General features: G+C 68.9%; 20 protein-coding genes and 1 pseudogene. 11 read left to right on the forward strand and 10 right to left on the reverse strand.

Annotation, left to right across the window (positions count from 1 at the left end; all coding sequences use genetic code 11):
* The 6 genes from B3611_RS08930 to B3611_RS08955 all read left to right on the forward strand — a co-directional run.
* A partial coding sequence (locus tag B3611_RS08930; RefSeq protein WP_291314732.1) for a S1 RNA-binding domain-containing protein occupies window positions 1-224 on the forward strand: 224 nt, incomplete at its 5' end.
* A gap of 21 nt (window positions 225-245) precedes the next feature.
* Window positions 246-1,649, forward strand: coding sequence for a M16 family metallopeptidase (locus B3611_RS08935; protein WP_291314733.1), 1,404 nt, complete (start codon window positions 246-248; stop codon window positions 1,647-1,649).
* A gap of 11 nt (window positions 1,650-1,660) precedes the next feature.
* Entirely contained in the window at window positions 1,661-2,419 is a 759-nt protein-coding gene (dapB, locus tag B3611_RS08940) for a 4-hydroxy-tetrahydrodipicolinate reductase (protein WP_064845960.1), read from the forward strand.
* Complete coding sequence (locus B3611_RS08945) at window positions 2,416-3,051, forward strand: hypothetical protein (protein WP_064845959.1); 636 nt, start codon at window positions 2,416-2,418, stop codon at window positions 3,049-3,051. The genes dapB and B3611_RS08945 overlap by 4 nt, the downstream gene beginning before the upstream one ends.
* 9 nt (window positions 3,052-3,060) lie before the next feature.
* Window positions 3,061-3,996 carry a 4-hydroxy-tetrahydrodipicolinate synthase gene (gene dapA, locus B3611_RS08950; protein ID WP_167318654.1) on the forward strand — a complete coding sequence of 312 codons (936 nt, stop codon included), beginning with the start codon at window positions 3,061-3,063 and terminating at the stop codon, window positions 3,994-3,996.
* A 15-nt stretch (window positions 3,997-4,011) separates the two neighbouring features.
* A complete protein-coding gene (locus B3611_RS08955) occupies window positions 4,012-5,706 on the forward strand; it encodes a ribonuclease J (protein ID WP_291314734.1) in 1,695 nt (564 codons plus the stop codon).
* 89 nt (window positions 5,707-5,795) lie between these two features.
* Here the strand turns inward: B3611_RS08955 and B3611_RS08960 are convergent, their stop codons facing one another.
* The gene (locus tag B3611_RS08960; protein ID WP_291314735.1) at window positions 5,796-6,749 is read right to left on the reverse strand and encodes a cation:proton antiporter; all 954 of its coding nucleotides are present in this window, start codon (window positions 6,747-6,749) and stop codon (window positions 5,796-5,798) included.
* A 78-nt stretch (window positions 6,750-6,827) separates the two neighbouring features.
* Window positions 6,828-7,889 carry a Cj0069 family protein gene (locus tag B3611_RS08965; RefSeq protein ID WP_291314736.1) on the reverse strand — a complete coding sequence of 354 codons (1,062 nt, stop codon included), beginning with the start codon at window positions 7,887-7,889 and terminating at the stop codon, window positions 6,828-6,830.
* A gap of 253 nt (window positions 7,890-8,142) precedes the next feature.
* On the opposite strand from B3611_RS08965, the gene B3611_RS08970 reads away from it, so the two are divergent.
* Together B3611_RS08970 and B3611_RS08975 are read left to right on the forward strand one after the other, a co-directional pair.
* Complete coding sequence (locus tag B3611_RS08970; RefSeq protein WP_291314737.1) at window positions 8,143-9,024, forward strand: sulfurtransferase; 882 nt, start codon at window positions 8,143-8,145, stop codon at window positions 9,022-9,024.
* Between the two features lie 111 nt (window positions 9,025-9,135).
* On the forward strand, window positions 9,136-10,893 hold the full coding sequence (locus B3611_RS08975; protein ID WP_291314738.1) for an acetyl/propionyl/methylcrotonyl-CoA carboxylase subunit alpha: 1,758 nt from the start codon (window positions 9,136-9,138) through the stop codon (window positions 10,891-10,893).
* 88 nt (window positions 10,894-10,981) lie between these two features.
* Here the strand turns inward: B3611_RS08975 and B3611_RS08980 are convergent, their stop codons facing one another.
* The 4 genes from B3611_RS08980 to prpD form a co-directional block, all read right to left on the reverse strand.
* Complete coding sequence (locus B3611_RS08980; protein WP_291314739.1) at window positions 10,982-14,392, reverse strand: pyruvate carboxylase; 3,411 nt, start codon at window positions 14,390-14,392, stop codon at window positions 10,982-10,984.
* Window positions 14,393-14,594: 202 nt separating this feature from the next.
* The gene (locus B3611_RS08985; RefSeq protein ID WP_291314740.1) at window positions 14,595-15,746 is read right to left on the reverse strand and encodes a bifunctional 2-methylcitrate synthase/citrate synthase; all 1,152 of its coding nucleotides are present in this window, start codon (window positions 15,744-15,746) and stop codon (window positions 14,595-14,597) included.
* Window positions 15,747-15,756: 10 nt separating this feature from the next.
* Complete coding sequence (prpB, locus tag B3611_RS08990; protein ID WP_291314741.1) at window positions 15,757-16,680, reverse strand: methylisocitrate lyase; 924 nt, start codon at window positions 16,678-16,680, stop codon at window positions 15,757-15,759.
* Window positions 16,680-18,191 carry a 2-methylcitrate dehydratase PrpD gene (gene prpD / locus B3611_RS08995; RefSeq protein ID WP_291314742.1) on the reverse strand — a complete coding sequence of 504 codons (1,512 nt, stop codon included), beginning with the start codon at window positions 18,189-18,191 and terminating at the stop codon, window positions 16,680-16,682. The genes prpB and prpD overlap by 1 nt, the downstream gene beginning before the upstream one ends.
* A 167-nt stretch (window positions 18,192-18,358) precedes the next feature.
* On the opposite strand from prpD, the gene B3611_RS09000 reads away from it, so the two are divergent.
* Complete coding sequence (locus B3611_RS09000) at window positions 18,359-19,642, forward strand: short-chain fatty acyl-CoA regulator family protein (RefSeq protein ID WP_291314743.1); 1,284 nt, start codon at window positions 18,359-18,361, stop codon at window positions 19,640-19,642.
* Window positions 19,643-19,652: 10 nt separating this feature from the next.
* Here B3611_RS09000 and B3611_RS09005 read toward each other — a convergent pair whose 3' ends face one another.
* From B3611_RS09005 to upp, 4 genes are all read right to left on the reverse strand, one after another.
* On the reverse strand, window positions 19,653-21,086 hold the full coding sequence (locus B3611_RS09005; RefSeq protein WP_291314744.1) for an NAD(P)H-quinone dehydrogenase: 1,434 nt from the start codon (window positions 21,084-21,086) through the stop codon (window positions 19,653-19,655).
* A 131-nt stretch (window positions 21,087-21,217) separates the two neighbouring features.
* On the reverse strand, window positions 21,218-22,462 hold the full coding sequence (locus B3611_RS09010) for an amidohydrolase (protein ID WP_291314745.1): 1,245 nt from the start codon (window positions 22,460-22,462) through the stop codon (window positions 21,218-21,220).
* Between the two features lie 13 nt (window positions 22,463-22,475).
* Window positions 22,476-23,003, reverse strand: a complete 528-nt coding sequence (locus B3611_RS09015; RefSeq protein WP_291314746.1) for a helix-turn-helix domain-containing protein — start codon at window positions 23,001-23,003, stop codon at window positions 22,476-22,478.
* Window positions 23,004-23,070: 67 nt separating this feature from the next.
* Window positions 23,071-23,706 carry a uracil phosphoribosyltransferase gene (gene upp, locus B3611_RS09020; RefSeq protein WP_291314747.1) on the reverse strand — a complete coding sequence of 212 codons (636 nt, stop codon included), beginning with the start codon at window positions 23,704-23,706 and terminating at the stop codon, window positions 23,071-23,073.
* 94 nt (window positions 23,707-23,800) lie between these two features.
* On the opposite strand from upp, the gene B3611_RS09025 reads away from it, so the two are divergent.
* Together B3611_RS09025 and B3611_RS09030 are read left to right on the forward strand one after the other, a co-directional pair.
* Window positions 23,801-24,109 (forward strand): hypothetical protein, encoded by a 309-nt coding sequence (locus B3611_RS09025; RefSeq protein ID WP_291314748.1) that lies wholly within the window; start codon window positions 23,801-23,803, stop codon window positions 24,107-24,109.
* Window positions 24,106-24,654, forward strand: a pseudogene (locus B3611_RS09030) (hypothetical protein); the annotation flags it as partial. The gene B3611_RS09025 and the pseudogene B3611_RS09030, both read left to right, overlap by 4 nt.

The raw sequence follows: 24,654 nt of genomic DNA on the forward strand, positions 1-24,654 counted from the left end.
GTGCGTTCGTGTCCCTGACCCCGGGCAAGGATGGTCTGCTCCACATCTCCGAGATGCGCAAGCTCAACGACAACAAGCGCGTCAACGAGGTCGACGACGTCGTGTCCGTGGGCCAGAAGGTCCAGGTGGAGATCACCAAGGTGGACGACCGCGGCAAGCTGTCCCTCGCGCCCGTCGTGGCCGAGTCCGAGGCCCCGGCCGAGTCCTCCGACGACGAGAACTGAGCAGAGGGTGTTCGTTACTAGATGACAGTTGTTCACCTTCCCCTGAGGGCGGGCGATCCCGCGGAGCACGTCTCCGGCGGGGCCGCCCGCCTTCGGGCCTATTCGGCCACGGCGCAGGCGCCGGGCTTCACCCACGTGGTGCACGACGACGCCGAGGGCGCCGTGATCATGCGCACCGTCCTGCCGTGCGGGACCAGGGTGCTCACCGAGAAGATGCCCGGGCAGCGTTCGGTGTCCGTGGGGTTCTGGGTGAGCCTGGGCTCGCGTGACGAGGCCCCGGGCATGCTCGGTTCCACGCACTTCCTGGAGCACCTGCTGTTCAAGGGCACGTCCCGGCGCAGTTCGCTCGAGATCGCGGAGGCCTTCGACCGCGTGGGCGGGGAGTCCAACGCGTTCACGGCCCACGAACACACGTGCTACCACGCACGGGTGCTCTCCGAGCAGTTGCCCATGGCGGTGGACGTGCTCGCGGACATGTTCACCGGTGCCGTCCTGGACCCCGAGGAGTTCGACCGCGAGCGCGGCGTGATCCTCGAGGAGATCGCCATGGACCGGGACGATCCCACGGACTTCGCGTTCGAACAGTTCAACGCCGAGGTGCTCCACGGATCCGCGCTCGCGCGGCCCATCGCGGGCACCCCCGAGGAGATCCGCTCCGTGACCCGTGACGCGGTGTGGCAGCACTACCGCGGCTCCTACCTCCCCGAGAACCTCGTGGTCACGGTGGCCGGGGGTCTCGACCACGACCGCGTCGTCGAACTCGTGCGCGAGTCCTTGGCCCGCGCGGGCTGGGACCCGGACGCGACCGGTCACGCCGGTGCCCGGCGGGACTCCTCGCCGGCGCAGCTGACGCCCCTGGTGGGGACCCACACGTTCGAGCGCCCGGTCGAGCAGGCCCACGTGGTGCTGGGCGGCGCCGGACTGCAGTCGGGGGACGAGCGTCGCTTCGCGATGACCGTGCTCAACGCCGCCCTGGGTGGCGGGATGTCCTCGCGGTTGTTCCACACCATCCGGGAGCAGAAGGGGCTCGCGTACTCCACGTTCTCCTTCTCGGGCTCCTACTCGGACGCCGGGTTCTTCGGGATGTACGCGGGGTGCACGGGCGAGCGCGTGGACCAGGTCAGCGAGCTCATGCGCGCCGAGCTGGACCGGCTCCCCCAGGACGGGGTGGATGCGGCAGAACTCGCGAAGGTCGAGGGCCAACTCAGCGGTGCCACGGTCCTCGCCCTCGAGGACACAGGGTCACGGATGTCCCGGCTGGGGTCCGCGGAACTGAAGACGGGCATCTTCATGGACGTGGACGAGTCCCTGCGGCGCATCCGCGCCGTGACGTCCGAGGACGTGCAGGCACTGGCAGCGCAATTGTCCGCGGACGCCACGGTGCGCACCGTGGTGGGGCCGCACGTCGAGCAGAACCAGGAATGAGGCGGGATCACATGAACGAGCAGATCAAGGTGGCCGTACTGGGCCGCAACGGACGCATGGGCTCCGAGGCAGTGAAGGCCATCACGGACGCCTCGGACATGGAACTCGTCGCGGCCCTCGGTCGCGGTGACGACCTGCAGGAGATCGTGAGCTCCGGCGCCCAGGTGGTCGTGGACCTAACGGTCCCGAGCGCCACGCGGGAGAACGTGCGCTTCGCCGTGGAACACGGTATCCACGCGGTCGTGGGGACCACGGGCTGGGACGACGCCACTCTGGCCGAGCTCGAGTCGTGGCTCGCCGATTCCCCGGACACGGGTGTGCTGATCGCCCCCAATTTCGCGGTGGGTGCGGTGCTCGCCATGAAGTTCTCCGAGATGGCCGCGGCGTTCTTCGAGTCCGTGGAGATCGTGGAGCTGCACCACCCCCAGAAGCTCGACGCCCCGTCCGGTACCGCGGCGCGAACCGCCGCGCTCGTGGCCGCCGCGCGCGAACGGGCCGGTGTGGCGCCGTCGCCGGATGCCACGGAATCCGATCCGCACGGCGCACGCGGTGCGGACCTGGACGGTGTGCACGTGCACTCGGTGCGGTTACGCGGGCTCGTGGCCCACCAGGAGACCCTGCTGGGCAACACGGGGGAGCAGCTGACCGTGCGCCACGATTCCTTCGACCGCGTGTCCTTCATGACGGGTGTGCTGTTGGGCGTGCGCTCGGTCGCGAAGCACCCGGGGCTGACCCACGGCTTGGACGGCTACATGGACCTGGGGCTGTGAGCCGCGCCCGTTCCTTCTCCGGTCTGCGCTGGTGGGCCACGGCCGTGATCGTGCTGCTCGTGATCACGGTGCTTATCCTGCCGATCTCCGTGGGCTCCAAGATCTGGCTCGTCGCCATGCTCGCGTTCGCCGCGGTGTTCACCGTGCTCGAGGTGGGTGCAAAGGGTCGTATCCTGGCCGCGCTCATGATCGGGCTGCTGGCCCTGTACCTCGCCTTGGCCCTCCACCGGGCGGTCCTGTTGCTCGGCACGGGGGGCTGGCTGCCCACCCTGCTGGGCGTGGCCATGCTCGTGATCCCCGCGGTGGGCACGTGGGCCATGGTGCGCGAGATCGTCTTCGGCGCCCGCACAGAACGCCTCGGCCGGGAACTCGCCGCGCGCGGTGAGCTTCCCGCGGACGATCTGCCGAGGACCCCGTCCGGACGGTACGTGCGGGCCGCCGCGGACGAGCACTTCGACGTCGTGCGCCGCGAGGTCGAGGCGTTCCCCGCAGACTGGGGCGGGTGGTACCGACTGAGCCTCGCGTACTCCGCGAGCGGCGACGGCCGGCGGGCCCGCAGGTCCATGCGCACCGCCATAGCCCTACATCGGGGGACGGATCCGGAAACGGTGCTCGCCCGCTCTGGGCGGTAACCTGTGGATATGACACACGACAGCGCACCTGCGCGGACGCAGCGGTCCGCGCCCATGTTCGGGTCCCTGCTCACTGCCATGGTCACGGTCTTCCACGACGACGGCTCGGTGGATCTCGAGGCCACGGGTCGCCTCGCCGAGCAACTCGTGGACGACGGTTGTGACGGTCTGGTGGTGTGCGGCACCACCGGTGAGTACTCCACTATGACCGACCAGGAGAACCTTTCGGTCTTCCGTGCCGTCAAGGATGCCGTGGGCGGGCGCGTGCCGCTGCTCGCGGGGACCGGTTCGAACGACACCGAGCACTCTCGCTTCCTGTGCCTCGAGGCGCAGAAGATCGGGATGGACGGCCTGCTGATCGTCACCCCGTACTACAACAAGCCCAGCCAGGCGGGGGTCGAGGCGCACTTCCGTTCGCTTGCGGACTCCGTGGACACGCCCGTCATGGTGTACGACATCCCCGGGCGCTCGGGGATCCCGATCGAGCCCGAGACCATGATCTCTCTGGCCTCCCACCCGAACATCGTGGCCGTCAAGGACGCCAAGGCGGACTTCATGGCCGCCGCCCGGGTCATGGCCGAGACGGACCTGCTCTTCTACTCCGGCGACGACGGTCTCACCCTCCCGTGGATCGCGCTCGGCGCGTCCGGGCTCGTGGGTGTGACCACCCACATCGACACCCCGCGCTACCGCCAACTCGTGGACGCCTCCCTGGCGGGGGACCTCGAGACCGCGCAGCGGCTCAATGAGGAGTTGTTGCCGCTCGTGCGTGCCACCATGACCCGGATCCCCGGGGCCGTGGCCGCGAAGACCATTCTTCATTGGCAGGGCCGCCTGCCGAACAACACGGTGCGCTTGCCGCACGTGACACCCACACAGGCCGAGCTGGAGCAGATCCGCTCGGACCTGAGCACGTCGGTCATCGCCGACACGCTGACCACCTGAGATGAAAGGGGTCTCATGACCCATTGGAACACCACCGACCTCTCCGAACCGTCGGCACTCGCGAAGGACACCCTGCGAGTCATCCCCCTGGGCGGTCTGGGCGAGGTCGGTCGGAACATGACCGTGTTCGAGATCAACGGGCAGCTGCTCGTGGTCGACTGCGGTGTCCTGTTCCCCGAGGAAACCCAGCCCGGCGTGGACCTGATCCTGCCGGACATCAACCACATCCGTGAGCGCCTCGACGACATCGTCGCGATCGTGCTCACCCACGGGCACGAGGACCACATCGGCGCGGTCCCGTACCTGCTCAAGCGCCGCCCCGACATCCCCGTGATCGGCTCCCAGCTGACCCTCGCCCTGATCGAGGCCAAGCTGCAGGAGCACCGCATCAAGCCGTTCACCATGGCCGTGCGCGAGGGCCAGGTGGAGCGCCTCGGCGAGTTCGAGTGCGAGTTCGTGGCCGTGAACCACTCCATCCCCGACGCCCTCGCGGTGTTCCTGCGCACCAAGGCCGGCACCGTGCTGCACACCGGCGACTTCAAGATGGACCAGCTGCCCCTGGACGGGCGCATCACGGACCTGCGCCACTTCGCCCGGCTGGGCGAGGAGGGCGTGGACCTGTTCCTCACGGACTCCACCAACGCCGAGGTCCCCGGGTTCATCCCGTCCGAGAAGGCCATCGGCCCCGTGCTCGCGGACGTGGTGGCCCGCGCCAAGCAGCGCGTGATCGTGGCGTCCTTCTCCTCGCACGTGCACCGCGTGCAGCAGGTGCTCGACGCCGCCGTGGCCAGCGGGCGCAAGGTGGTGCTGATGGGCCGCTCCATGATCCGCAACATGGCGATCGCGGAGAAGCTCGGCTACCTGGACGTGCCGCCCAACGTGCTCGTGGACCAGAAGAAGGTCGGGGACTACCCGGACGACAAGATCGTCATCATGTGCACCGGCTCACAGGGCGAGCCCATGGCCGCGCTGTCCCGCATGGCCAACGGGGACCACAAGGTCCAGGTCAACGCGGGGGACACCGTGATACTCGCGTCCTCCCTGATCCCGGGCAACGAGAACTCCGTGTTCCGCGTGATCAACGGCCTCATGCGCCTGGGCGCCAACGTGGTGCACAAGGGCAACGCCAAGGTCCACGTCTCCGGCCACGCCGGCGCCGGCGAGCTGCTCTACTGCTACAACATCGTGGAGCCCGAGTACGTGATGCCGGTGCACGGCGAGGTCCGGCACCTGATCGCCAACGGTGAGCTCGCCCGGGAGACCGGGGTCCCCGACGACCACGTGATCCTCGCGGAGAACGGCACCGTGGTGGACATGCACGCCGGGAAGGTGCAGATCACCGGCCAGGTGGAGTGCGGGTTCATCTACGTGGACGGCTCCTCCGTGGGCGAGATCACGGACGCGGACCTCAAGGACCGCATGACCCTCGGCGAGGAGGGGTTCATCTCGGTGGTCACGGTGGTCAACCGGGACACCGGCAAGATCGTCTCCGGCCCGGACATCCACGCCCGCGGCGTGGCCGAGGAGGACAAGGTCTTCAACGAGATCCGCCCGAAGGTCGCCGCGGCCCTTGAGGACGCCCTGAGCGAGAGCGGCAAGAACCACACCTCCCACCAGCTGCAGCAGATCGTGCGCCGCACCGTGGGCTCGTGGGTCTCCCGCCGCCTGCGCCGCAAGCCCATGATCGTGCCGGTGGTCGTGGAGGCCTGACGCCCCCGCGCCCCGCACGCGCCCCACGGCCCGTCCGGTCACGCGACCGGACGGGCCGTCGTGCGTCCGGGTACCCTGGAGCAATGGCGTCACGAACTTCCCCCGCGCGCTCGTCGAAGACCACGTCCCGGTCCAAGACCCCCGCGCGTTCCCCCCGCAACGGCAAGAAGACCCCGGCACGCACCGCGTCCCCGGGGTCCTCGGCCGGCGCCACCGCGCTTCGCGGGGTGGTCGGGGCCTGGTCCGGTGCCGGGCACGTGGTGGGAGCCGCGGGGGGGGGGGGGGAGAAGCCGGGGGGGGGCCCGCCCCCCCACCAGCCCCGCCACCACGGTGGAGACGAGCCCCGAGGAGCCGATCTCCTCCGCGGGTAGGAATGCCGCGAACGGGATGGCCAGGGAGAGCACGGTGTTCGACGTTGGGTGGTGCACGTAGCGGCGCAGGAACATGAACAGCTTGCCCACCGCGTAGCCCACCGCAGCCGCCCCGAGGACGGCCCAGACGAATCGCCCGGCCACCTCACCCGGGGAGACCTTGGACCCGGCCGCGACCAGCGCGGTGCTCAACACCACGAGGGCGGAGGCATCGTTGATCAGACCCTCCCCGTCCAGGATGGCGACGATGCGCCTGCTCACCCCGGCGCGCTTGACGATCCCCACGGCCACCGCGTCCGAGGGGCTGACCACCGCGCCCACCGCGACGCCCACGGCGAGGGGCACCTGCGGCACCAGCAGGTGGATCGCCACCCCAACGCAGAGGGCGGTGACCACCACCAGCACCACGGCCAGGCCGAAGATCGCCCCGAAGTTGCGGCGGAAGTCGTGGGCCGGCATGCGCATCGCCGTGGAGAACAGCAGCGGCGGGAGGATGAGCTGGAGGATGATCTCCGGGTCCACGTCCACCGGCGGGACCTGCGGCAGGTACGCAGTGGCCACGCTCAGGGCGAGGAGGATGATCGGCGCGACCACCCCGAGGCGCTCGCCCAGCGGTTCGGCGAACGCGATGACGAGCAGCGAGACAACAATGATGAAGAGGACGAATACCACACCAGGAAGATTACCTGGCGGGTCGGACACCGCCCGCGACGTGCGGTGACACGGCCGGGGCGGCGCTCGGAGGCGTCGTTAAGCGTGCCTTGCCTCGACCCGCTTGATGGCCTCATCGGCGACGAGCTCCTGGATGCCCATGTCGAGCTCCGAGGTGAAGCCGACGCAGGAGCAGTTGATCTCGCCGAGGACGTAGGTGTCCCTGCCCGTCTCGTCGTCGTCGGCGAGCATGAAGTCGGCGGTCCAGATCAGCGGGATGTTGTCTCCGCCGAGGTTTTCCGCGATGACGGGGCGGGCCTCGGCGAACATGTCCACCAGGTCCTGCCACTCCTCCGGCTTGTTGTAGGTGTACTTCGCACCGGAGAACAGGGTGGCGGAGAACGCGTCACCGCCCTCGGCCGGCTTCTTGTGCACCACGAAGACGGGGTGCGGGCCGACGAGCAGGATGCGGATCTCACCCTCGGTGATGCGGGGCATGAAGCGCATGTCCACGAGCATCCCGTTGTCACCCACGATGTACTGGTCGCAGAAGTTCATGAACTCGCCGAGATCGCGGGTCTCGGTGTGGTTGTCCACCGCCTCGGTGCACTTGACCTTGGTGTCCAGCGGCAGGGCGGTGCCGGGCTCGACGGCAGCGGCGATCTCCGGGTCGGCGATGCGCACCCGCCAGATGCCCGAGCCCGTGGAACCGCGGTTCTGCTTGAGCACGCGCTCGCCGTAGGACAGCGAGGTCGGGAAGGTGCGGTGGAAGGTGTCCACGTCGTAGTAGGCGGCCGTGTCGGAGGGCACCAGGTCGGTGTCCTTGAGCTTGACCAGCGCGTCCTTGGCTCCGTACGCCATCATCTCGCCCGGGGTGGACATGCCCACCAGGCCCGCGACGGAGAGACTGGTCAGCAGCTCGAAGTACCCCTTCTCACCGCCGGGGATGTTGCCGGGGTTGACGCGCGAGATGTAGCCGTCGAAATTTTCGGAGACGTACTTGTACAGGTCGTCCTTCCACTCGGGGCGGTAGTAGACCACCTCGGCGCGCCAGCCCCTGTCGCGCAGGGCGTTGGCGATGGGCATTGTGTCCCGGCGGTGGCCGTTGATGTACTTGTCGGAGCCACCCTCGACCTCGAAGATGACGATTGCCTTGTGCACTGGATTCCCTTTCGGTCGTGTGCTGGAGAGGAACCCAGGAGGGAGGCCTCACACGCCTCCCGCGCGTTCCCCGTAAAACTTTAGGGGCCCCCTGTGGCCCCCGCTGGTCGAGTCCGCCGATGGTGTTTAAGCTCACAGGGCCTGCGGGCCCCGCGAAGCCGTCACCGCCCGGCGGGGGCCCGGGTAAGGTTGGGCGGGAAGAAAGTTGGGCGTAGCAGAGGTGCGCGCCGCGCACGTTAAGGGAAGGTGGCTCATGGGGATCGAGTTCGATCCGAATCCGCTGTTTCAGGAGTTCGCGCACCCGGAGAAGTTCGTCTCCGCGGCGTGGCTCTCGGCCCGCCTGGGGGTGGACGGGCTCAAGGTGGTGGAGAGCGACGAGGACGCGTTCCTCTACGACATCGGCCACATCCCGGGGGCGGTGCGCATCGACTGGGAGCGCGACCTGAACGACCCCGTCAGCCGCGACTTCATCGACGGCGCCGCCTTCGCCGAGCTGATGAGCTCCCGCGGCATCTCCCGCGGGGACACCGTGGTGGTCTACGGGGACCGCTCCAACTGGTGGGCCGCCTACACGGCCTGGGTTTTCGAGCTGTTCGGCCACCCCGACGTGCGTCTTCTCGACGGCGGGCGCGACGCGTGGATGGGCGAGGAGCGCGACACCTCCTTCGCGGTCCCGGACTACCCGCGCTCGACCTACCCCGTCGTCGAACGCACCGATGCACCCATCCGCAGCTTCGCGGGTGAGATTCTGCGCGCCCGCCCGCGCCAGCTCATCGACACCCGCTCCCCCGAGCTCTACGCCGGCGCGCCCCGCCCCGCCGGCGCGGGGAAGACCCCAGGGTTCCTGCGCAGCGGGCACATCCCGGGCGCGGTGAACATCCCCTGGGGCAGCACCGTCTACCCCAACGCCCGCTTCAAGAACCGCGCCGACATCGAGTCCGTCTACTCCCGCCTGGACCGCGGCGCACGCACGGTGACCTACTGCGAGCTCGGCGAGAGCTCGGCGCACTCCTGGTTCGTCCTGCGCAACATCCTCGGCTTCGAGGACGTCGCGCTTTACGACGGCTCATGGGCCGAATGGGGAAACATGGTCCGTGTCCCCGTCGAGAAGTCACACACCGAACCTACGGAGTAGTAAGTTAGGGGGACGGATGTTCTCCGCCCCGCTGACGGGCGGTAACATTATCGCCCAGATTTCAGTTATTTTTAGCTGGAGCTAACTATTTGAAACAGACGGGATAGATTCGTGTCTACTTTGACGAAGGTACTGATTGCCAACCGCGGTGAAATTGCGGTCCGCGTCATCCGCGCCTGCAGGGACGCGGGCCTGGCGTCGGTGGCCGTGTACGCCGAGCCCGACGCCACCGCCCCGTTCGTGGAGATGGCCGACGAGGCATTCGCCCTCGGCGGCACCACCGCGGCCGAGTCCTACCTGGACATCGACAAGATCCTCGACGCCGCCTCGAAGGCCGGCGCGGACTCCGTCCACCCCGGTTACGGCTTCCTCGCCGAGAACGCGGAGTTCGCCCAGCGCGTCATCGATGCCGGGCTGACGTGGATCGGTCCTCCCCCCTCCGCCATCGAGGCGCTGGGTGACAAGGTCACCGCCCGGCACATCGCCGAGGCCGCCAACGCCCCCATGGCGCCGGGGACGAAGGACCCGGTCTCGGGTGCCGAGGAGGTCCTCGCCTTCGCCGACGAGCACGGTCTTCCCGTGGCCATCAAGGCCGCCTTCGGCGGCGGCGGGCGCGGCATGAAGGTCGCCTACTCCCGCGACGAGATCCCTGAGCTGTTCGACTCGGCCACCCGCGAGGCAACGGCCGCCTTCGGCCGCGGCGAGTGCTTCGTCGAGCGCTACCTGGACAAGGCCCGCCACGTGGAGGCCCAGGTCCTGGCCGACCAGCACGGCAACGTCATCGTCGCCGGCACCCGCGACTGCTCCCTGCAGCGCCGCTTCCAGAAACTGGTGGAGGAGGCCCCCGCGCCCTTCCTCACGGACGAGCAGCGCGAGGCCATCCACTCCTCCGCCAAGGCGATCTGCCGCGAGGCCGGTTACTACGGCGCGGGTACCGTCGAGTACCTCGTCGGTGCCGACGGCCTGATCTCCTTCCTGGAGGTCAACACCCGCCTGCAGGTCGAGCACCCCGTAACCGAGGCCACCACCGGTATCGACCTGGTCCGCGAGCAGTTCCGCATCGCCCAGGGCGAGAAGCTGCGCTTCACCGAGGACCCCACCCCGCGCGGCCACGCCTTCGAGTTCCGCATCAACGGCGAGGACGCCGCCAATAACTTCATGCCCGCCCCGGGTACCGTCACCGAGTACTCCGAGCCCGCCGGGCCGGGAGTGCGCGTGGACTCCGGCGTGCGCGCCGGCTCCACCGTCGGCGGCCAGTTCGACTCCATGCTGGCAAAGCTCATCGTCTACGGGGAGAACCGCACCGAGGCCATCGAGCGCTCCCGCCGCGCGCTGGCCGAATACAAGGTCAAGGGCCTGCCCACCGTCATCCCCTTCCACGAGGCCATCCTGGCCGACCCGGCCTTCGTGGGCGGCGGAAGCTCCTTCGACGTCTACACCCGCTGGATCGAGGAGGAGTGGGTCAACGAGATCCCCGCCTCCACCGAGGGCGCCGCGCCCGAGGACGACGACGCAGCCGGGGAGACCCGCACGTTCGCGGTGGAGGTCAACGGCCGCCGTATCGAGATCGCCCTGCCGTCCTCCCTCGTCTTCGGGGGTGCGGCCCCTCGCCGCAAGAAGAAGCGCCGCTCCTCCGGCACGCAGGCCACCGCCTCGGGTGACGCGGTCGCCGCCCCCATGCAGGGAACCGTGATTAAGGTCAACGTCTCCGAGGGCGACGAGGTGGCCGAGGGCGACGTGCTCCTCGTCCTCGAGGCGATGAAGATGGAGAACCCGGTCAAGGCCCACAAGGCCGGGGTGGTCACCGGACTCGCCGCCGAAGAGGGCGGCCAGGTGAACAAGGCCGCCGTGCTCATGGAGCTCAAGTAGCCGCTTTCCGACGGCCCGAAAAACCGCCCCTCCCCCACCGCTTCTGTAGCGGGGGACGGGGCGGTTTCCTGTGGTGTCGTATAGCCGCCTAGCTGATCACCACGACGAGGTCGCCGCCCTCGACCTTGGTGGCCTGGGTCAGCGCGACGCGCTCGACGGTGCCGTCCTTCGGCGCGGAGATGGACGCCTCCATCTTCATCGCCTCGATGGTGGCCACCTGGTCGCCCTCCTTGACCTCGTCGCCCGCCTTGGCGGTCACGTTGACCACGCCCGCGAACGGGGCGGCGACGTGGCCCGGGTTGGACGAGTCGGCCTTCTCCACCTCGGCGACGGTGGACTCGGCGTTCTCGTCGCGCACGAACAGCGGGCGGACCTGCCCGTTGACGGTGAGGATGACCTGGCGCATGCCCTTCTCGTCCGGGTCGCCGATCGCCTCGAGGCGCACGACCAGCGGGGTCTTCTCCTCGTCGACCTCGCCGTAGTAGATCAGCGTCTCCTCTCCCTCGACCAGGCCGTAGAAGAACACGCGGTCGGAGAGCTGGTCGGTGATGCCGAAGGTGCGGCGGTGCTCGAGGAACTCCTCGTACTGCTTCGGGAAGAGCAGCTTGTCCAGCGCGGCGCGACGGGCCTTGTGGTCCTCACCCGCGAGATCCTTCTCCAGCTCGGCCGGAACCTGGACGGTGTGGTCGACCACGGAGCGGTCGGCCAGCGCCTTCTCGCGCAGCAGCGGCCAGCCGCCCGGAGGGGTGCCCAGCTCGCCCTGGAGGAAGCCGATGACGGACTCGGGGATGTCGTACTTGCGCGGGTTCTCCGCGAACTCGTACGGGTCCACGCCCGCGCCCACGAGGTGGAGCGCGAGATCGCCGACAACCTTGGAGGACGGGGTGACCTTGGTCGGGCGGCCGAGGATCTCGTTGACCGCGGCGTAATAGTCCTCGATGAGCTCGAAGCGGTCGCCGAGACCCAGGGCGTTGGCCTGGGTGCGCAGGTTGGACAGCTGGCCGCCGGGGATCTCGTGCTTGTACACGCGGCCGGTCGGGCCGGGGATGCCGGACTCGAACGGGGCGTAAACCTGGCGCACTGCCTCCCAGTACGGCTCGAGGTCGGACACCGCCTTGAGGGAGAGCCCAGTGTCGCGCTCCGTGTTGGCGAAGGCCGCGACGAGGGCGGACATCGAGGGCTGGGAGGTCGTGCCGGCCAGCGGCGCGGAGGCGACGTCCACCACGTCCGCCCCGGCGCTGGCTGCGGCGAGGTAGGTGGCGAGCTGGCCGCCCGCGGTGTCGTGGGTGTGCACGTGGACGGGCAGGTCAAAGCGCTCGCGCAGGGCGGCGACCAGCTTGGCGGCCGCAGCCGGGCGCAGCAGGCCGGCCATGTCCTTGATGGCCAGGACGTGTGCGCCGGTGCCGACGATCTCCTCGGCCAGGCGCAGGTAGTAGTCCAGCGTGTAAAGGTCCTCGGCCGGGTCCAGGAGGTTGCCCGAGTAGGCCATCGCGACCTCGGCGACGGTCGTGTTGGTCTCCAGGACGGCGTCGATGGCCGGGCGCATCTGTGAGACGTCGTTGAGCGCGTCGAAGATGCGGAAGATGTCGATGCCGGAGTTGGCCGCCTCGTCCACGAAGGCGCGGGTCACGGAGTCCGGGTACGGGGTGTAGCCGACCGTGTTGCGCCCGCGGAGGAGCATCTGGATGTTGACGTTCGGCATGGCCTCGCGCAGCTCGTCGAGGCGCATCCAGGGCGACTCGTGCAGGAAGCGCATCCCCACGTCGTAGGTCGCGCCGCCCCACGCCTCCACGGAGGTCAGCTCGGGGGTGAGGTGGCCGACGTGCTTCGCCGCAGCGACCAGCGTGTTGGTGCGCACGCGCGTGGCCAGCAAAGACTGGTGGGCGTCCCGGAAGGTCGTCTCGGTCACGCCCAGGGCGGTCTGCTTGCGCAGCTTCTCCGCCCACTTCTTCGGGCCCAGCTCCAGCAGGTCGTCGCGGGAGCCGCGGGGCATGCCCTCGTAGTTGAGCTCGGGGAGCTTCTTCGACGGGCGGATCCTGGTCGGGTGCGGGCCGTTCGGCTGGTTCACCGTTACCGAGGCCAGGTAGTCGAGGATGCGCCCCGCCTCATCGGTGGCCGCCGGGGTTTCCAGCAGCACCGGGTGCTCGGCGATGAAGTTGGTGTTGATGCGCTTGTAGCGGAAGTCCGGGTCGGACAGCAGCGCGCGGAGGAAGCCGATGTTGGTGGACACGCCGGTGACGCTGAACTCGTTGAGGGCGCGCAGGGCGCGGTCCACGGCGATCTGGAAGTCCTTGCCGCGGCAGGTCATCTTGACCAGCAGGGAGTCGAAGTTCGGGGTGATCTCGGTGCCCACGCCCACGGAGCCGTCGAGACGCACGCCGGCGCCGCCCGGCGAGCGGTAGCCGGTGATCAGGCCGGAGTCCGGGCGGAAGCCGTTGGCCGGGTCCTCCGTGGTGATGCGGCACTGCAGGGCGGCGCCGGTGAGGGTGACGGTGTCCTGGCTCAGGCCAAGGTCCTCCAGCGACGCACCGGCGGCGATGTACATCTGGGAGCGGACGATGTCCACACCGGTGACCTCCTCGGTCACCGTGTGCTCGACCTGCACGCGCGGGTTCATCTCGATGAAGACGTGCCTGCCGTTCTCGTCCACGAGGAACTCGACCGTGCCGGCTCCCTCGTAGTTGATCTCCCGGCAGAACTTGACCGCGTCCTCGCAGATCTGCTGGCGCTGCTCCTCGGTGATGTGCTGCGCCGGGGCGATCTCGACGACCTTCTGGTGGCGGCGCTGCAGGGAGCAGTCGCGCTCGAACAGGTGCATGACGTTGCCCTGCGAGTCGGCGAGGATCTGCACCTCGATGTGCTGCGGGTTGATCACTGCGCGCTCGATGTAGACGTGGGGGTCGCCGAACGCGGCCTCCGCCTCGCGGGAGGCCTCGGCGGCGAGCTTTTCGACGTCCTCCTGGCGCTCGATGAACCGCATGCCGCGCCCGCCGCCGCCGGCAACCGCCTTGACGAACACCGGGAACTCGAATTCCTTGGCGTACTCGGCCAGCTGGGCCGGGTCGGCGGAGGGCTCGGAGTCTTTCAGCGTGGGCAGCCCGGCCCGCTCGGCGGCGTGGACGGCGGCGGACTTGTCACCCGTGAGGTCCAGGGTGGCCGCGCTCGGGCCGATGAACTTGATGCCGTTCTCGTCGCACTTCCGGGCGAGCTGGGCCCGCTCGGAGAGGAAACCGTAACCGGGGTAGATGGCGTCGGCACCCGTCTTCTTCGCGGCGGCGATGATCTCGTCGATGTCGAGGTAGGCGCGGACCGGCTGGCCCTCCTCCCCGATCTGGACGGCCTCGTCGGCGAACGGGCGGTGGAAGGAGTTGCGGTCCTCCCTCGGGTAGACGGCGACGGTCTTCGCACCCGTCTCGAACGCCGCGCGGAAGGCGCGGACCGCGATCTCACCGCGGTTAGCGACGAGGATCTTGTTGAATGACGGAAGTGACGTGGTCACTGGCAGTATTCCTTTCGCTTACAACGCGGGCTGCGCGGGCGCGCAACTGACGCGGTCGACGTATCAATTCTACGCAAAACGGGCACTTTCACGTGCCGCGGCGTCCGTTTGACGGAGAGGTTCCCCTCCAAAGAGGTGGACCGACCCGGCGGGGGGGCGCAGGGTCGGTCCGGTCTACCCGCGGCTGCGGGGGGAGGCGGGGTTAGCCGCGTCCCTCGACGTGGCGCTCCTCGGGGCCGTTGTAGGCCGCGAGCGGGCGGATGATCGTCGGGTTCTCGTACTGCTCCAGGATGTGGGCGGTCCAGCCGGTGATGCGGGCCATCACGAACAGCGGGGTGAAGAACTCGATGTCGAAGCCGAGGATGTAGTAGGACGGCCCGGCCGGGAAGTCCAGGTTCGGCATGATCTTGATCGAGGTGTTCTCGTACATGGTCTTGGCCATGATGTCGTACATCTCGACCCACTTGTTGGCGTCGCGATCCTCGTGCTCGGAGGCGAGCTTCTTGAAGCAGGCCTCCATGGTGGGAACACGGGAGTCGCCCTTCTTGTACACGCGGTGGCCGAAGCCCATCACAAGCTCCTTGTTCTTGAGCTTGTTGAGGGTCCACTCCTCCGTCTTGTCCACGTCGCCGATCTCGACGAAGTTGTGCATGACGTACTCGTTCGCACCGCCGTGCAGCGGGCCCTTGAGGGCGCCGATCGCGCCGGTGACGGCGGACCAGGTGTCCGAGTTGGTCGAGGTGATCACGCGGGCGGTGAACGTCGAGGCGTTGAAGGAGTGCTCGGCGTAGAGGATCATCGACTTCTCGAAGGCCTCGATGTCCGAGGGGATCGTCGCCGGGGAGCCCTCACCGTCGCCGAAGACCATCCAGAGGAAGTTCTCCGCGTAACCCTTCTCCGGGTCCGGCTCGATGTAGCTGTCGCCGCGGCGGCGGCGGATGTCGAGGGCAACGATCGTCGGCAGCTTGGTCAGCAGCGTCAGCGCGATGTCGCGGATGTGGTCCGCGTTGGGGGTGAACTTGTACTCGTCGCGCGAGCCCAGGAAGGACACGGCCGTGCGCAGAACGTCCATCGGGTGGCAGTCCTTCGGCATGGCCTCGATGACGGCGATGAGCTCCGGGTCGAGGCCGCGGCGGGCGCGGGCCTTCTCGTAGAACTCGGCCAGCTCGGTCTCCGTGGGAAGCTCACCGTTCCACAGGAGGAGGGCGACCTCCTCGAACGAGACCTTGTCCGCCAGCTCCTGGACGGGGTACCCGCGGTACAGAAGGGAGTTGGTCTCCGGGTTCACCTTCGACACGGCGGTGTAGTCGGCGACGACACCGTAGAGGCCCTTCCTGACTTCCTGATCAGACATGGTGCTCTCCTTACTTCTCGAACTTCTGGCTGTAGGTGTCCACGGAGTAGGTGAACACCGATTGGTCGAACTGGTTGTACTCGTCGTACTTGACGAGCTCGTAGAGGCGGGAGCGGTGCTGCATCTTGTCCAGCCAGGACTCCTGGGTACCCGTGGCGGCGATGTCCTTGAGCATGGCCTCCGTCTGGCCCATCGCGGTGCGGAAGGTGGTCACCGGCCAGATCACCGCGTTGTAACCGAGCTCCTCGAGGCGGCCGGCGGACAGGAGGTTGGTCTTGCCGAACTCCGTCATGTTGGCCAGAAGCGGGATGTCGACGGCGGCACGGAAGGTGGCGAAGTCCTCCTCCGAGTACAGGGCCTCGGTGAAGATCATGTCGGCGCCGGCGTCGGCATAGGCCTTGGCGCGCTCGATGGCCTCGTCGATGCCCTCGATCCCGGCGGCGTCGGTGCGGGCACAGATGACGAAGGCGTCGTCCGAGCGCTCGCGCACCGCGGCGGTGATCCGGCGGATCATCAGGTCGCGCGGCACGACCTCCTTGCCGTCGAGGTGCCCGCACCGCTTGGGGTTGACCTGATCCTCGAGGTGGAGACCGGCCAGGCCGGCCGCCTCGAACTCGGAGACGGTGCGTGCGGCACTCATGGGCTCGCCGAACCCGGTGTCGGCGTCGACGAGGACGGGCAGGTTGGTCACGCGGGCGATCTGGCGGGAGCGGTTGGCCACCTCGGTGAGGGTGGTCAGGCCGATGTCCGGCAGGCCGAGGTCGTTGGCCACGACGGCGCCGGAGACGTAAACGCCCTCGAAGCCGCCGTTGTCCTCGATGAGACGCGCGACCAGCGGGGAGAACGCGCCCGGCATCTTGGTGATGGTGGAGGAGTTGAGCGACTCGCGCAGCGCCAGGCGGCGCTCGTGCACGGTTTTATCAGGGGTGAACATCAGAAGATTCCCTCCGGGGTTGCGGGAGCCTTGGCGGCGGCTTCCTCGGTGACGACGATGTTGAGTTCGCGCAGGTCGGTCAGGGTCTCAAGGCCCTGGGCTGCGGCGAGGAAGCGGTCCTGCTCCTCCGGGGCGACAACACCCTCGGCGAGGGTGCGGAACTTGCGGATGTAGTCCTCGCGGCCGAACGGGCGGGCGCCGAGCGGGTGGGCGTCGGCGACAGCCATCTCGTCCTCGATGACGGAGCCGTCCTTGAAGGTGACCACGGCCTTGGCACCGAAGGCCTTCTCGTTCGGGTCGGTGGAGTGGTAGCGGCGGGTCCACTCCGGGTCCTCGACGGTGGAGATCTTATGCCACAGCTCGACCGTCTCGGGGCGGTTGGCGCGCTCCGGGGTGTAGGAGTCGACGTGGTGCCAGGTCCCGTCCTCGAGGGCGACGGCGAACATGTACATGATGGAGTGGTCCAGGGTCTCGCGGGAGGCCTTGGGGTCCATCTTCTGGGGGTCGTTCGCACCGGTGCCGATGACGTAGTGGGTGTGGTGCGAGGTATGCAGGACGATGGACTCGATGTCGGCGGTGGACTTGCCGGCGTCGGCGATGGTCTGCTTCATGCGGCGCGCCAGGTCGATCGGGGCCTGCGCCTGGTACTCGGCGGAGTGCTCCTTGGTGTAGGTCTCCAGGATCGCGCGCTTCTCCTCGCCGTCGGCCGGAAGCGGCACAACGTAGGTGCGGTCCGGGGAGTGGAGCAGCCAGGCGATGACGCCGTCCTCGCCCTCCCAGATGGGGGCCGGTGCGCCCTCGCCGCGCATCGCGCGGTCAACCGCCTCGATGGCCATCTTGCCCGCGAATGCCGGGGCGTAGGCCTTCCAGGAGGAGATCAGGCCCTTGCGGGACTGGCGGGTGGCGGTGGTGGTGTGCAGGGCCTGGCCGACCGCCTGGTAGATGGTGTCCACGTCGAGGTCGAGCATGGAGCCGATGCCGGCGGCCACCGAGGGGCCGAGGTGCGCGACGTGGTCGATCTTGAACTCGTGGAGGGAGATGCCCTTGACCAGGTTGACCTGGATCTCGTAGCCGGTGGCGATGCCGCGGATCAGGGCCTTGCCGTCGAGGCCCTTGTGCTGCGCCACGGCGATCATCGGCGGGATGTTGTCGCCGGGGTGGGAGTATTCGGCGGCCAGGAAGGTGTCGTGGAAGTCGAGCTCGCGCACGGCGGTGCCGTTGGCGAGGGCCACCCACTCGGCGGAGTAGTTGCCGTCCACGCCGAAGATCAGCGCGCCACCCTTGTTCACCGGGTGGGCCTGGGCCATGACGCGTGCGGAGGTGACGGGGCGGCGGGCGTAGGATGCTACGGCGACGGAGGCGTTGTCGATGATCCGGTTGATGATCATCTCCTTGGTGTCCTCCGGGACCTCAACCGGGTCCGCGGCGACCTTGGCCACCTTGTAGGCGAGGTGCTCCTCGATCGGGAATTCCTCCGCGGAGCGGTGGGTACGTACTTCGTGGTTGATCATGGGGTGACATGCTCCTCACGTCGCGAGTTTCAATGGTGCACCTCATAGTAGGTCCGCAACTATGGCGCCCGTCATTTTTAAAAGTGTAAAATTATGCGGTAGAAAACAGACGGTTTTGTAAAACCGGCAAAATTACAGTTCAGCGGGCAGAGAGGGCGGGTCCACGGGTGGCGAAGCACTTCGCGGGGGGCAAAATTCGGACGCTGCGCCAGCAGCGCGGTTTCACGCAGATGGACATGGCGAAGCACCTCGGCATTTCCACCAGCTACCTCAACCAGCTGGAAAACGACCAGCGCCCGCTCACCGTCTCCGTCCTCGTCCAGCTCTCGCGCACTTTCAACCTGGACCCGACGTACTTCTCCGGCGACGACGAGCGGCGCACCGTCGCGGAGCTCACCGGGCTTCTGCCGGCGGTGCCCGGCGACGTGCTCACGGACGTCGCCACGCGCTATCCCGCCCTCGCCGACGCGATCCTCGCCCTCCCCGACACCCTCGGGGGTGCCGTCCGCAACCCCTACGTGGAGGTTCGCAACTTCTTCCAGGAGAACCGCAACTACTTCCACGACCTCGATGTCAACGCCGAGGAGCTCGCCGGGCGGGCACGCGGCAGGCAGCTGCGGCTCACGCGTATCGCCTCGGCCTTCGACCAGGACCTCGGTTACACCGTGCGCTTCAACCAGCCCACGGAGGGACCGCGCTCGCAGCTCGACCCCGTCTCGCGCGAGGTGCGGCTGCGCACGGGGTTGACGGAGGCACAGCAGTGCTTCGAGCTCGCCTACCATTACGGCTCGCTCACGCAGGGCGCGCTTATCGACGCCCACCTCGACGCCCACCCCGGAACCGCCGGCCAATCCCCGGCCCGCGGCATCGCCCGGCACGGCCTGTGCCAGTACTTCGCCGCCGCCGTAACCATGCCCTACGCGGAAATCCTCGAGACCGCGGAGGAAACGCGCTACGACATCGAGGTCGTCTCCGCGCGCTTCGGCACCAGCTTCGAGTCCACCTGCCAGCGGCTGGGCACCCTCCAGCGCCCGGGGGCGGGGGCCGTGCCGTTCTTCTTCATCCGCACCGACCGGGCGGGAAACATCTCCAAGCGGCAGTCCACCACGTCGTTCCCCTTCGCGGTGTCCGGCGGAACGTGCCCCCTGTGGGTGGTGCACCGGGCCTTCGACACCCCAAACCGGGTGACGCGGCAGCTTTCCGTCATGCCCGACGGGGAGGCCTACCTCTGGGTGGCACGCATGGTGCAGGGCCCCACAGCGGGCTTCGGCGCCCCGCGGCAGGAAAACGCGGTGGCACTCGGGTGCGACCTCGCCCACGCGGGCCGCCTGGTCTACGCGGACGGGCTGGACCTCTCCCCCGCCTCGGCCACCCCCATCGGGCCGGGCTGCGAGACGTGCCCCCGCACGCGCTGCCCCCAGCGGGCGTTCCCGGCGCTGCGGCCGGGCTGAGGGAGCCCGGTTAGTCCAGGTCGGTGTTGGTGACCAGGCGGCGGGCGGCCTCGGTGATCGAGCCCGACAGCGACGGGTAGACGGCCATGGACTCCGCCAGCTGAGTCACCGTGAGGTTGTTGGTCACCGCGATGGTCAGCGAGAGAATGAGCTCCGAGGCCGTCGGCGCGACGATGACGCCGCCGAGGACCTGGCCGGAGCCCTTGCGCGCGAAGAGCTTGACAAAGCCGTGCTGCAGGGAGCGCATCTTGGCGCGCGGGTTGGTGGAGAGGTTGAGCTTGATCACGTCGGCATCGACCTCGCCGTTGGCGATCTGCTTCTCGCTCACGCCCACCGCGGCGATCTCCGGGCGGGTGAACACCGCGTTGCCCACCGTCTTCAGGCGCAGCGGCTCGACGCCCTCGCCGAGGGAGTGGTGCATGGCGATGCGTCCCTGCATTGCAGCCACCGAGGCCAGCGGCATGAGGTCGGAGCAGTCGCCCGCCGCGTAGATGCCGGGCACGTTGGTGCGCGAGACGCGGTCGACGTGGATGTGGCCGGAGGGGGTCGTCGCCACGCCCGCGCCCTCGAGGTTGAGGTCGGCGGTGTTGGGGATGGAGCCGATGGACATCAGCGCGTGGCTGCCGCGGATCTCGCGGCCGTCCTTGGTCGTCACGACGACGCCATCGCCGGTGTTGACCACCGAGTCCGCGTAGGCGTCCTTGACCAGGGACACACCTCGCTCGGCGAGGACCTTCTCCAGCACGTCGGCGGCGTCGGCGTCGTCGTGCGGCAGGATGCGGCTGCCGGACGACACCATGGTCACCTTGATGCCCAGCTCGGCGAAGGCGGAAACCATCTCCGCACCGGTCACGCCGGAGCCGACCACGATGAGGTGCTCGGGCTGCTCAATGAGGTCGTAGATCTGGCGCCAGTTGAGGATGCGCTCCCCGTCCGGCTCCGCGCCCTTGAGCACGCGGGGGTTCGCGCCCGTGCACACGAGGACGATGTCGGCGTCGAGGCGCTCGAACTCGCCGTTCGGATAGGTCACCTTGACGCTGTGGGTGGTGTGGCCTGTCTGGGACGTCGAGAAGCACCCCTTGCCCCGCACGATCTTCACGCCGGCGCGCTCCAGCTGGAGGCGGATATCGCGCGACTGCTCGGAGGCGAGCGCCACCACGCGGTTGTTCAGCGCGGTGAAAAGGAGGCGGGCCTCACCCAAGCCGTGGTTGAGGCCCATGTCGTCCGCGCGGCGCAGGTCGGTCTTGATGTTCGCGCCCGCGATGAAGCCCTTGGAGGGCACCACGTCAAGGTTGATGCCGGAGCCGCCGATGCCGCGATCCTCCACCAGGGTGATGTCCGCGCCGTACTTGGAACCCACAAGCGCGGCCTCGTAACCGGCCGGGCCACCACCGATGATGACGATCTTCTTTGACACCTGGTTCTTCTCCTTTTCGTGGCGCATGCGCCACCATGTCGTTCCCGCAGCTCCTGCCGCGTTTGTTACGGGGAATCCCACGGGGCTACCGGGGGCAATTGACCCTCTCCGCCCTATACACCACGCACGCGGGCGGGGGCGGGGATTTCAGTCTAAAATCAGCTGCCAGTGTACAGGGCGCCCCCATCACTTGCGACTGCAGCGAAGTACTTGTCCACGAGGGAGCCGAAAAGGCGCACACCCACTCCGATGCACCGCTCGTCGACATCGAGGTCTCCGCGGTGCAGGTCCTGCTTCGCACCCTTGCCCGACCAGGCGCCGAGGCGCACCATCGAACCGGGAACGTGCTCCAGGTACCAGGAGAAGTCCTCGCCCCCCGAGGACTGCTGCGCCGCCACGACGGCGTGGGGGTCGATCGCCCGCCCGGCGGAGACGATGAGGGCGGTCGCCACGTCGTCGTTGAGCACGGGCGGGACGCCCCTCTCGTAATTCAGCCTGAAGCCGCACCCGGTGGGAGCGACGATCTGCTCGATGAGCTCCGAGACAAGGGACTCCAGGCCGCGCCAGGTGGCGATGTCAGCGGTGCGGATCGTGCCGCGCACGATGCCGCGCTCCGGAATGGCGTTCGCGGCGATGCCGGCTTCGACGTTGCCGAACACGATCACGGTGCCGGTGCGGGGGTCGATGCGGCGCGACAGCAGCGCCGGCAGCTGTGTGATCAGCGCCCCCAGGGCGTAGACCACATCCGCCGTCATCTGCGGCCGCGAGGTGTGCCCGCCCGGCCCGGTCACCTCGACGCTGAGGATGTCGGCCGCGGAGGTGATCGCCCCGGCGCGCACACCGATCTGGCCCACGCGCAGGGTGGGCTCCACGTGCAGGGCGTAGATGGCCGCGACGTTGTGCAACCCACCCCACTCGATCACGTCCACGGCCCCGCTGCCCATGACCTCCTCGGCCGGCTGGAAGATGATGCGGATGCCGCAGGGCAGCTCCACCTCCGCCAGCGCGCAGGCCAGCGCCAGCATGATGGTGGTGTGGATGTCGTGGCCGCAGGCGTGCGAGACACCGGGTGTGCCCGAGGCGTACTCCAGGCCCGTCAGTTCCGCAACACCCAGTGCGTCGATGTCGCCGCGGAACGCCAGCCGGTCACCCGACTTCGGCCCGAGATCGACGTACAGGCCGGTTCCGGGGAACGGCACGGGGCTCAGCCCGTGGTCCGTGAGCACGTCGGAGATGAACCGGGTGGTGGCCACCTCGTGGTTCGACAACTCCGGGTGCGCGTGCAGGTGGCGGCGCCAGCCGATGACCGTGTCACGGTTCTTCTCCAGCCAAGCGCTGACATCGGCGGCTACGCGCACGGTCTTCCTCCTGTTGCAGTGGTCGGGGCGTTCGGGGTGCCCCATCTGCGGGGAAAGTCTACCAAGCACGCCTTTCAGCACGTAAAGCGCGCGTGGGGGCGGGGAGGCCGGGGGTGTGGGCCGGGCCGGGCGCCTGAGCGGCGCCAGCCGGGCCGGTTGCACCCGGAAAAACCTCGAGCGCCAGCTCGAAGCCCGGCGGGTCCTGCACCGGTCCGGCGATGAGGTAGGCCGCCTCGAAGCGGGCGGTGTCCTCGGGGGCGCTCGGCCAGACAACGGCCACCTCGGGCAGGGCCCCGGCGCGCTCGCGACACCTCTCCCCCACCGCCTCGCCCACCCCGGGGAGAAGTGCCGCCGGCGGCACGTGCAGGGCGTGGGCGAGGCGGTAGAGGGTTGACAGCGTCGGGTCGGCACTGCGGGCGCAGTTGTAGTGGTTGCGCTCGAGGTTGGAGATGAGGCTTCGCGAAACCCCGGACAGCTCCGCAAGCCGTCGCTGCGTGAGCCCGCGCATGCCACGCAGCGTGCGCAACCGCGCCGAGAGCGCGAACCCGTAACTGGCCCAGTACATCTGCGGCAACACGCCAACCATCACAGCCCCCTGCTGCTCGTGCCGTACGTCCCCCCGGGGGCCGGCCCCCGTAACGAGCCTGAGGCTACTACAGGTTGATGTTGCGCGGGCCGTACAGGCGGTCTCCCGCGTCCCCGAGCCCCGGCACGATGTAGGCGTCGTCGTTGAGGTCCGGATCGATGGCGGCCGTGACCAGCCGGATCGGCGCCCCGAGAGCCTCGAGCTTCGCGACGCCCGGACGGGCCGAGACCATGCACACGCAGGTGATGTTGTCCGCTCCCCGGTCCTGGAGGAGGCGGATGGCGTGGACGAGGGAGCCGCCCGTGGCAAGCATCGGGTCCACGAGGAAGACGGGCTGGCCGGACAAGTCCTCCGGCAGCGCCTCGAGATACGGCACGGGCTCGTGCGTTACCTCGTCGCGGGCCAGGCCGATGAAACCGACCTGCGCGTCGGGGATCATGGACAGGGCGGGATCAATCATGCCGAGCCCCGCGCGGATGACCGGAACGATGATCGGGGGCTGGGCCAGCCTCTGGCCCTGGGTGGTGGCCACCGGGGTGGCGCACTCGAAGTTCTCGACCTCCAGGCCGCGGGAGGCCTCGTAGATGAGCATCGCGCCGAGGTCGGCGAGGGCGGCGCGGAACGCGGCGTTGTCGCTGCGTGCGTCGCGCATGATGGTCAGCCGGGCGGCGGCGAGCGGGTGGTCGACGACGGTGATGTCCATGCCCACCATGCTAACGCCCCGCACGCACAGGCAGTGAACCACTGCGCGGGGCGGGAAGGGAACCTTTGTGCGTGGTGCGCCGTCCAATACGGCCATGAGGTCTCCGCTAGAAGCCCCGCTCACCACGTTCCTGATCGACCCCGCCGCGGTGTCGTCACTGACCGCCTCTCTGCGCGCCGACGCCTCCGCGCTCGTCCCGCTCGCCACCTGTGGCCCGCCCGCCGTGGGCCCCGTGCGCGCCTTCGCCGACGCCTTCAGTGCGGCAGTGGCAAACGTCAACGCAAGCAACGATGCCCTCCGCGGGGAGGCGGTGCGGCTGGCAGATGTCATGGACACCACCAGTGATGCCGCCGTCAACGTTGATTCCCGCCTGGGCCGTGCCCTGGAGGTGCAGCTGCCGTGACCAGACCCGCCGACGTGACCAGCGCCGTCCTCTCCCGCATCCCAGAACCCATCCCTCTCCCCACCATTGGAGCGTCCCCACTATTGGGCGCTGCCGAGGACCTCGCGGCCCTCGTGGGGGCGGACCCTACCCGCATCCTCGGCGCGGCCGAACTGCTCGCCGGCGACAAGAGCCTCATCGGGGAGTCCGCCGCGGCCGCCGCGGCGATCGTCGCGGCCGCGGGCGCGGACCTCCTCCAGCTAGCCTCGCATTACCACGCCCGCGTCACCTCCCTCATCCCGCTGCTGATGAACCCGCTGACCGCGCCCGGTGCCCTGGCAGACATCGCGGCCGCCACGGTGGAAACACTCGCCCGGGCGCAGGAACGCGTCACCCGGCTGGAGACGGAACTGCAACCGCGCGCCCTGGCGCTCACCGACATGGTGGCCCGGGCGGAGTCGCAACCGCCTGTGGGTCCAGGCGAGGGGGCGGAGGCCGCCACGGGTGAGCTGCACGCCCTGGCCGCCCCCGGGGGCGACCCGGCGACCCTGCCCGCCAGCGCTGCG

Source organism: Corynebacterium sp. UBA2622, from assembly GCF_002339505.1.
GTDB lineage: Bacteria > Actinomycetota > Actinomycetes > Mycobacteriales > Mycobacteriaceae > Corynebacterium.

Bases quoted from the DNA above. Each gene is read 5' to 3' on its own strand.
- B3611_RS09015 (WP_291314746.1), bottom strand. From the start codon at position 23,003: ATGGTTGGCGTGTTGCCGCAGATGTACTGGGCCAGTTACGGGTTCGCG.
- B3611_RS08985 (WP_291314740.1), bottom strand. From the start codon at position 15,746: ATGTCTGATCAGGAAGTCAGGAAGGGCCTCTACGGTGTCGTCGCCGAC.
- B3611_RS08955 (WP_291314734.1), top strand. From the start codon at position 4,012: ATGACCCATTGGAACACCACCGACCTCTCCGAACCGTCGGCACTCGCG.
- dapB (WP_064845960.1), top strand. From the start codon at position 1,661: ATGAACGAGCAGATCAAGGTGGCCGTACTGGGCCGCAACGGACGCATG.
- B3611_RS09010 (WP_291314745.1), bottom strand. From the start codon at position 22,462: ATGGGGCACCCCGAACGCCCCGACCACTGCAACAGGAGGAAGACCGTG.
- upp (WP_291314747.1), bottom strand. From the start codon at position 23,706: ATGGACATCACCGTCGTCGACCACCCGCTCGCCGCCGCCCGGCTGACC.
- dapA (WP_167318654.1), top strand. From the start codon at position 3,061: ATGACACACGACAGCGCACCTGCGCGGACGCAGCGGTCCGCGCCCATG.
- B3611_RS09025 (WP_291314748.1), top strand. From the start codon at position 23,801: ATGAGGTCTCCGCTAGAAGCCCCGCTCACCACGTTCCTGATCGACCCC.
- B3611_RS08970 (WP_291314737.1), top strand. From the start codon at position 8,143: ATGGGGATCGAGTTCGATCCGAATCCGCTGTTTCAGGAGTTCGCGCAC.
- B3611_RS08935 (WP_291314733.1), top strand. From the start codon at position 246: ATGACAGTTGTTCACCTTCCCCTGAGGGCGGGCGATCCCGCGGAGCAC.
- B3611_RS09005 (WP_291314744.1), bottom strand. From the start codon at position 21,086: ATGCGCCACGAAAAGGAGAAGAACCAGGTGTCAAAGAAGATCGTCATC.
- prpD (WP_291314742.1), bottom strand. From the start codon at position 18,191: ATGATCAACCACGAAGTACGTACCCACCGCTCCGCGGAGGAATTCCCG.
- prpB (WP_291314741.1), bottom strand. From the start codon at position 16,680: ATGTTCACCCCTGATAAAACCGTGCACGAGCGCCGCCTGGCGCTGCGC.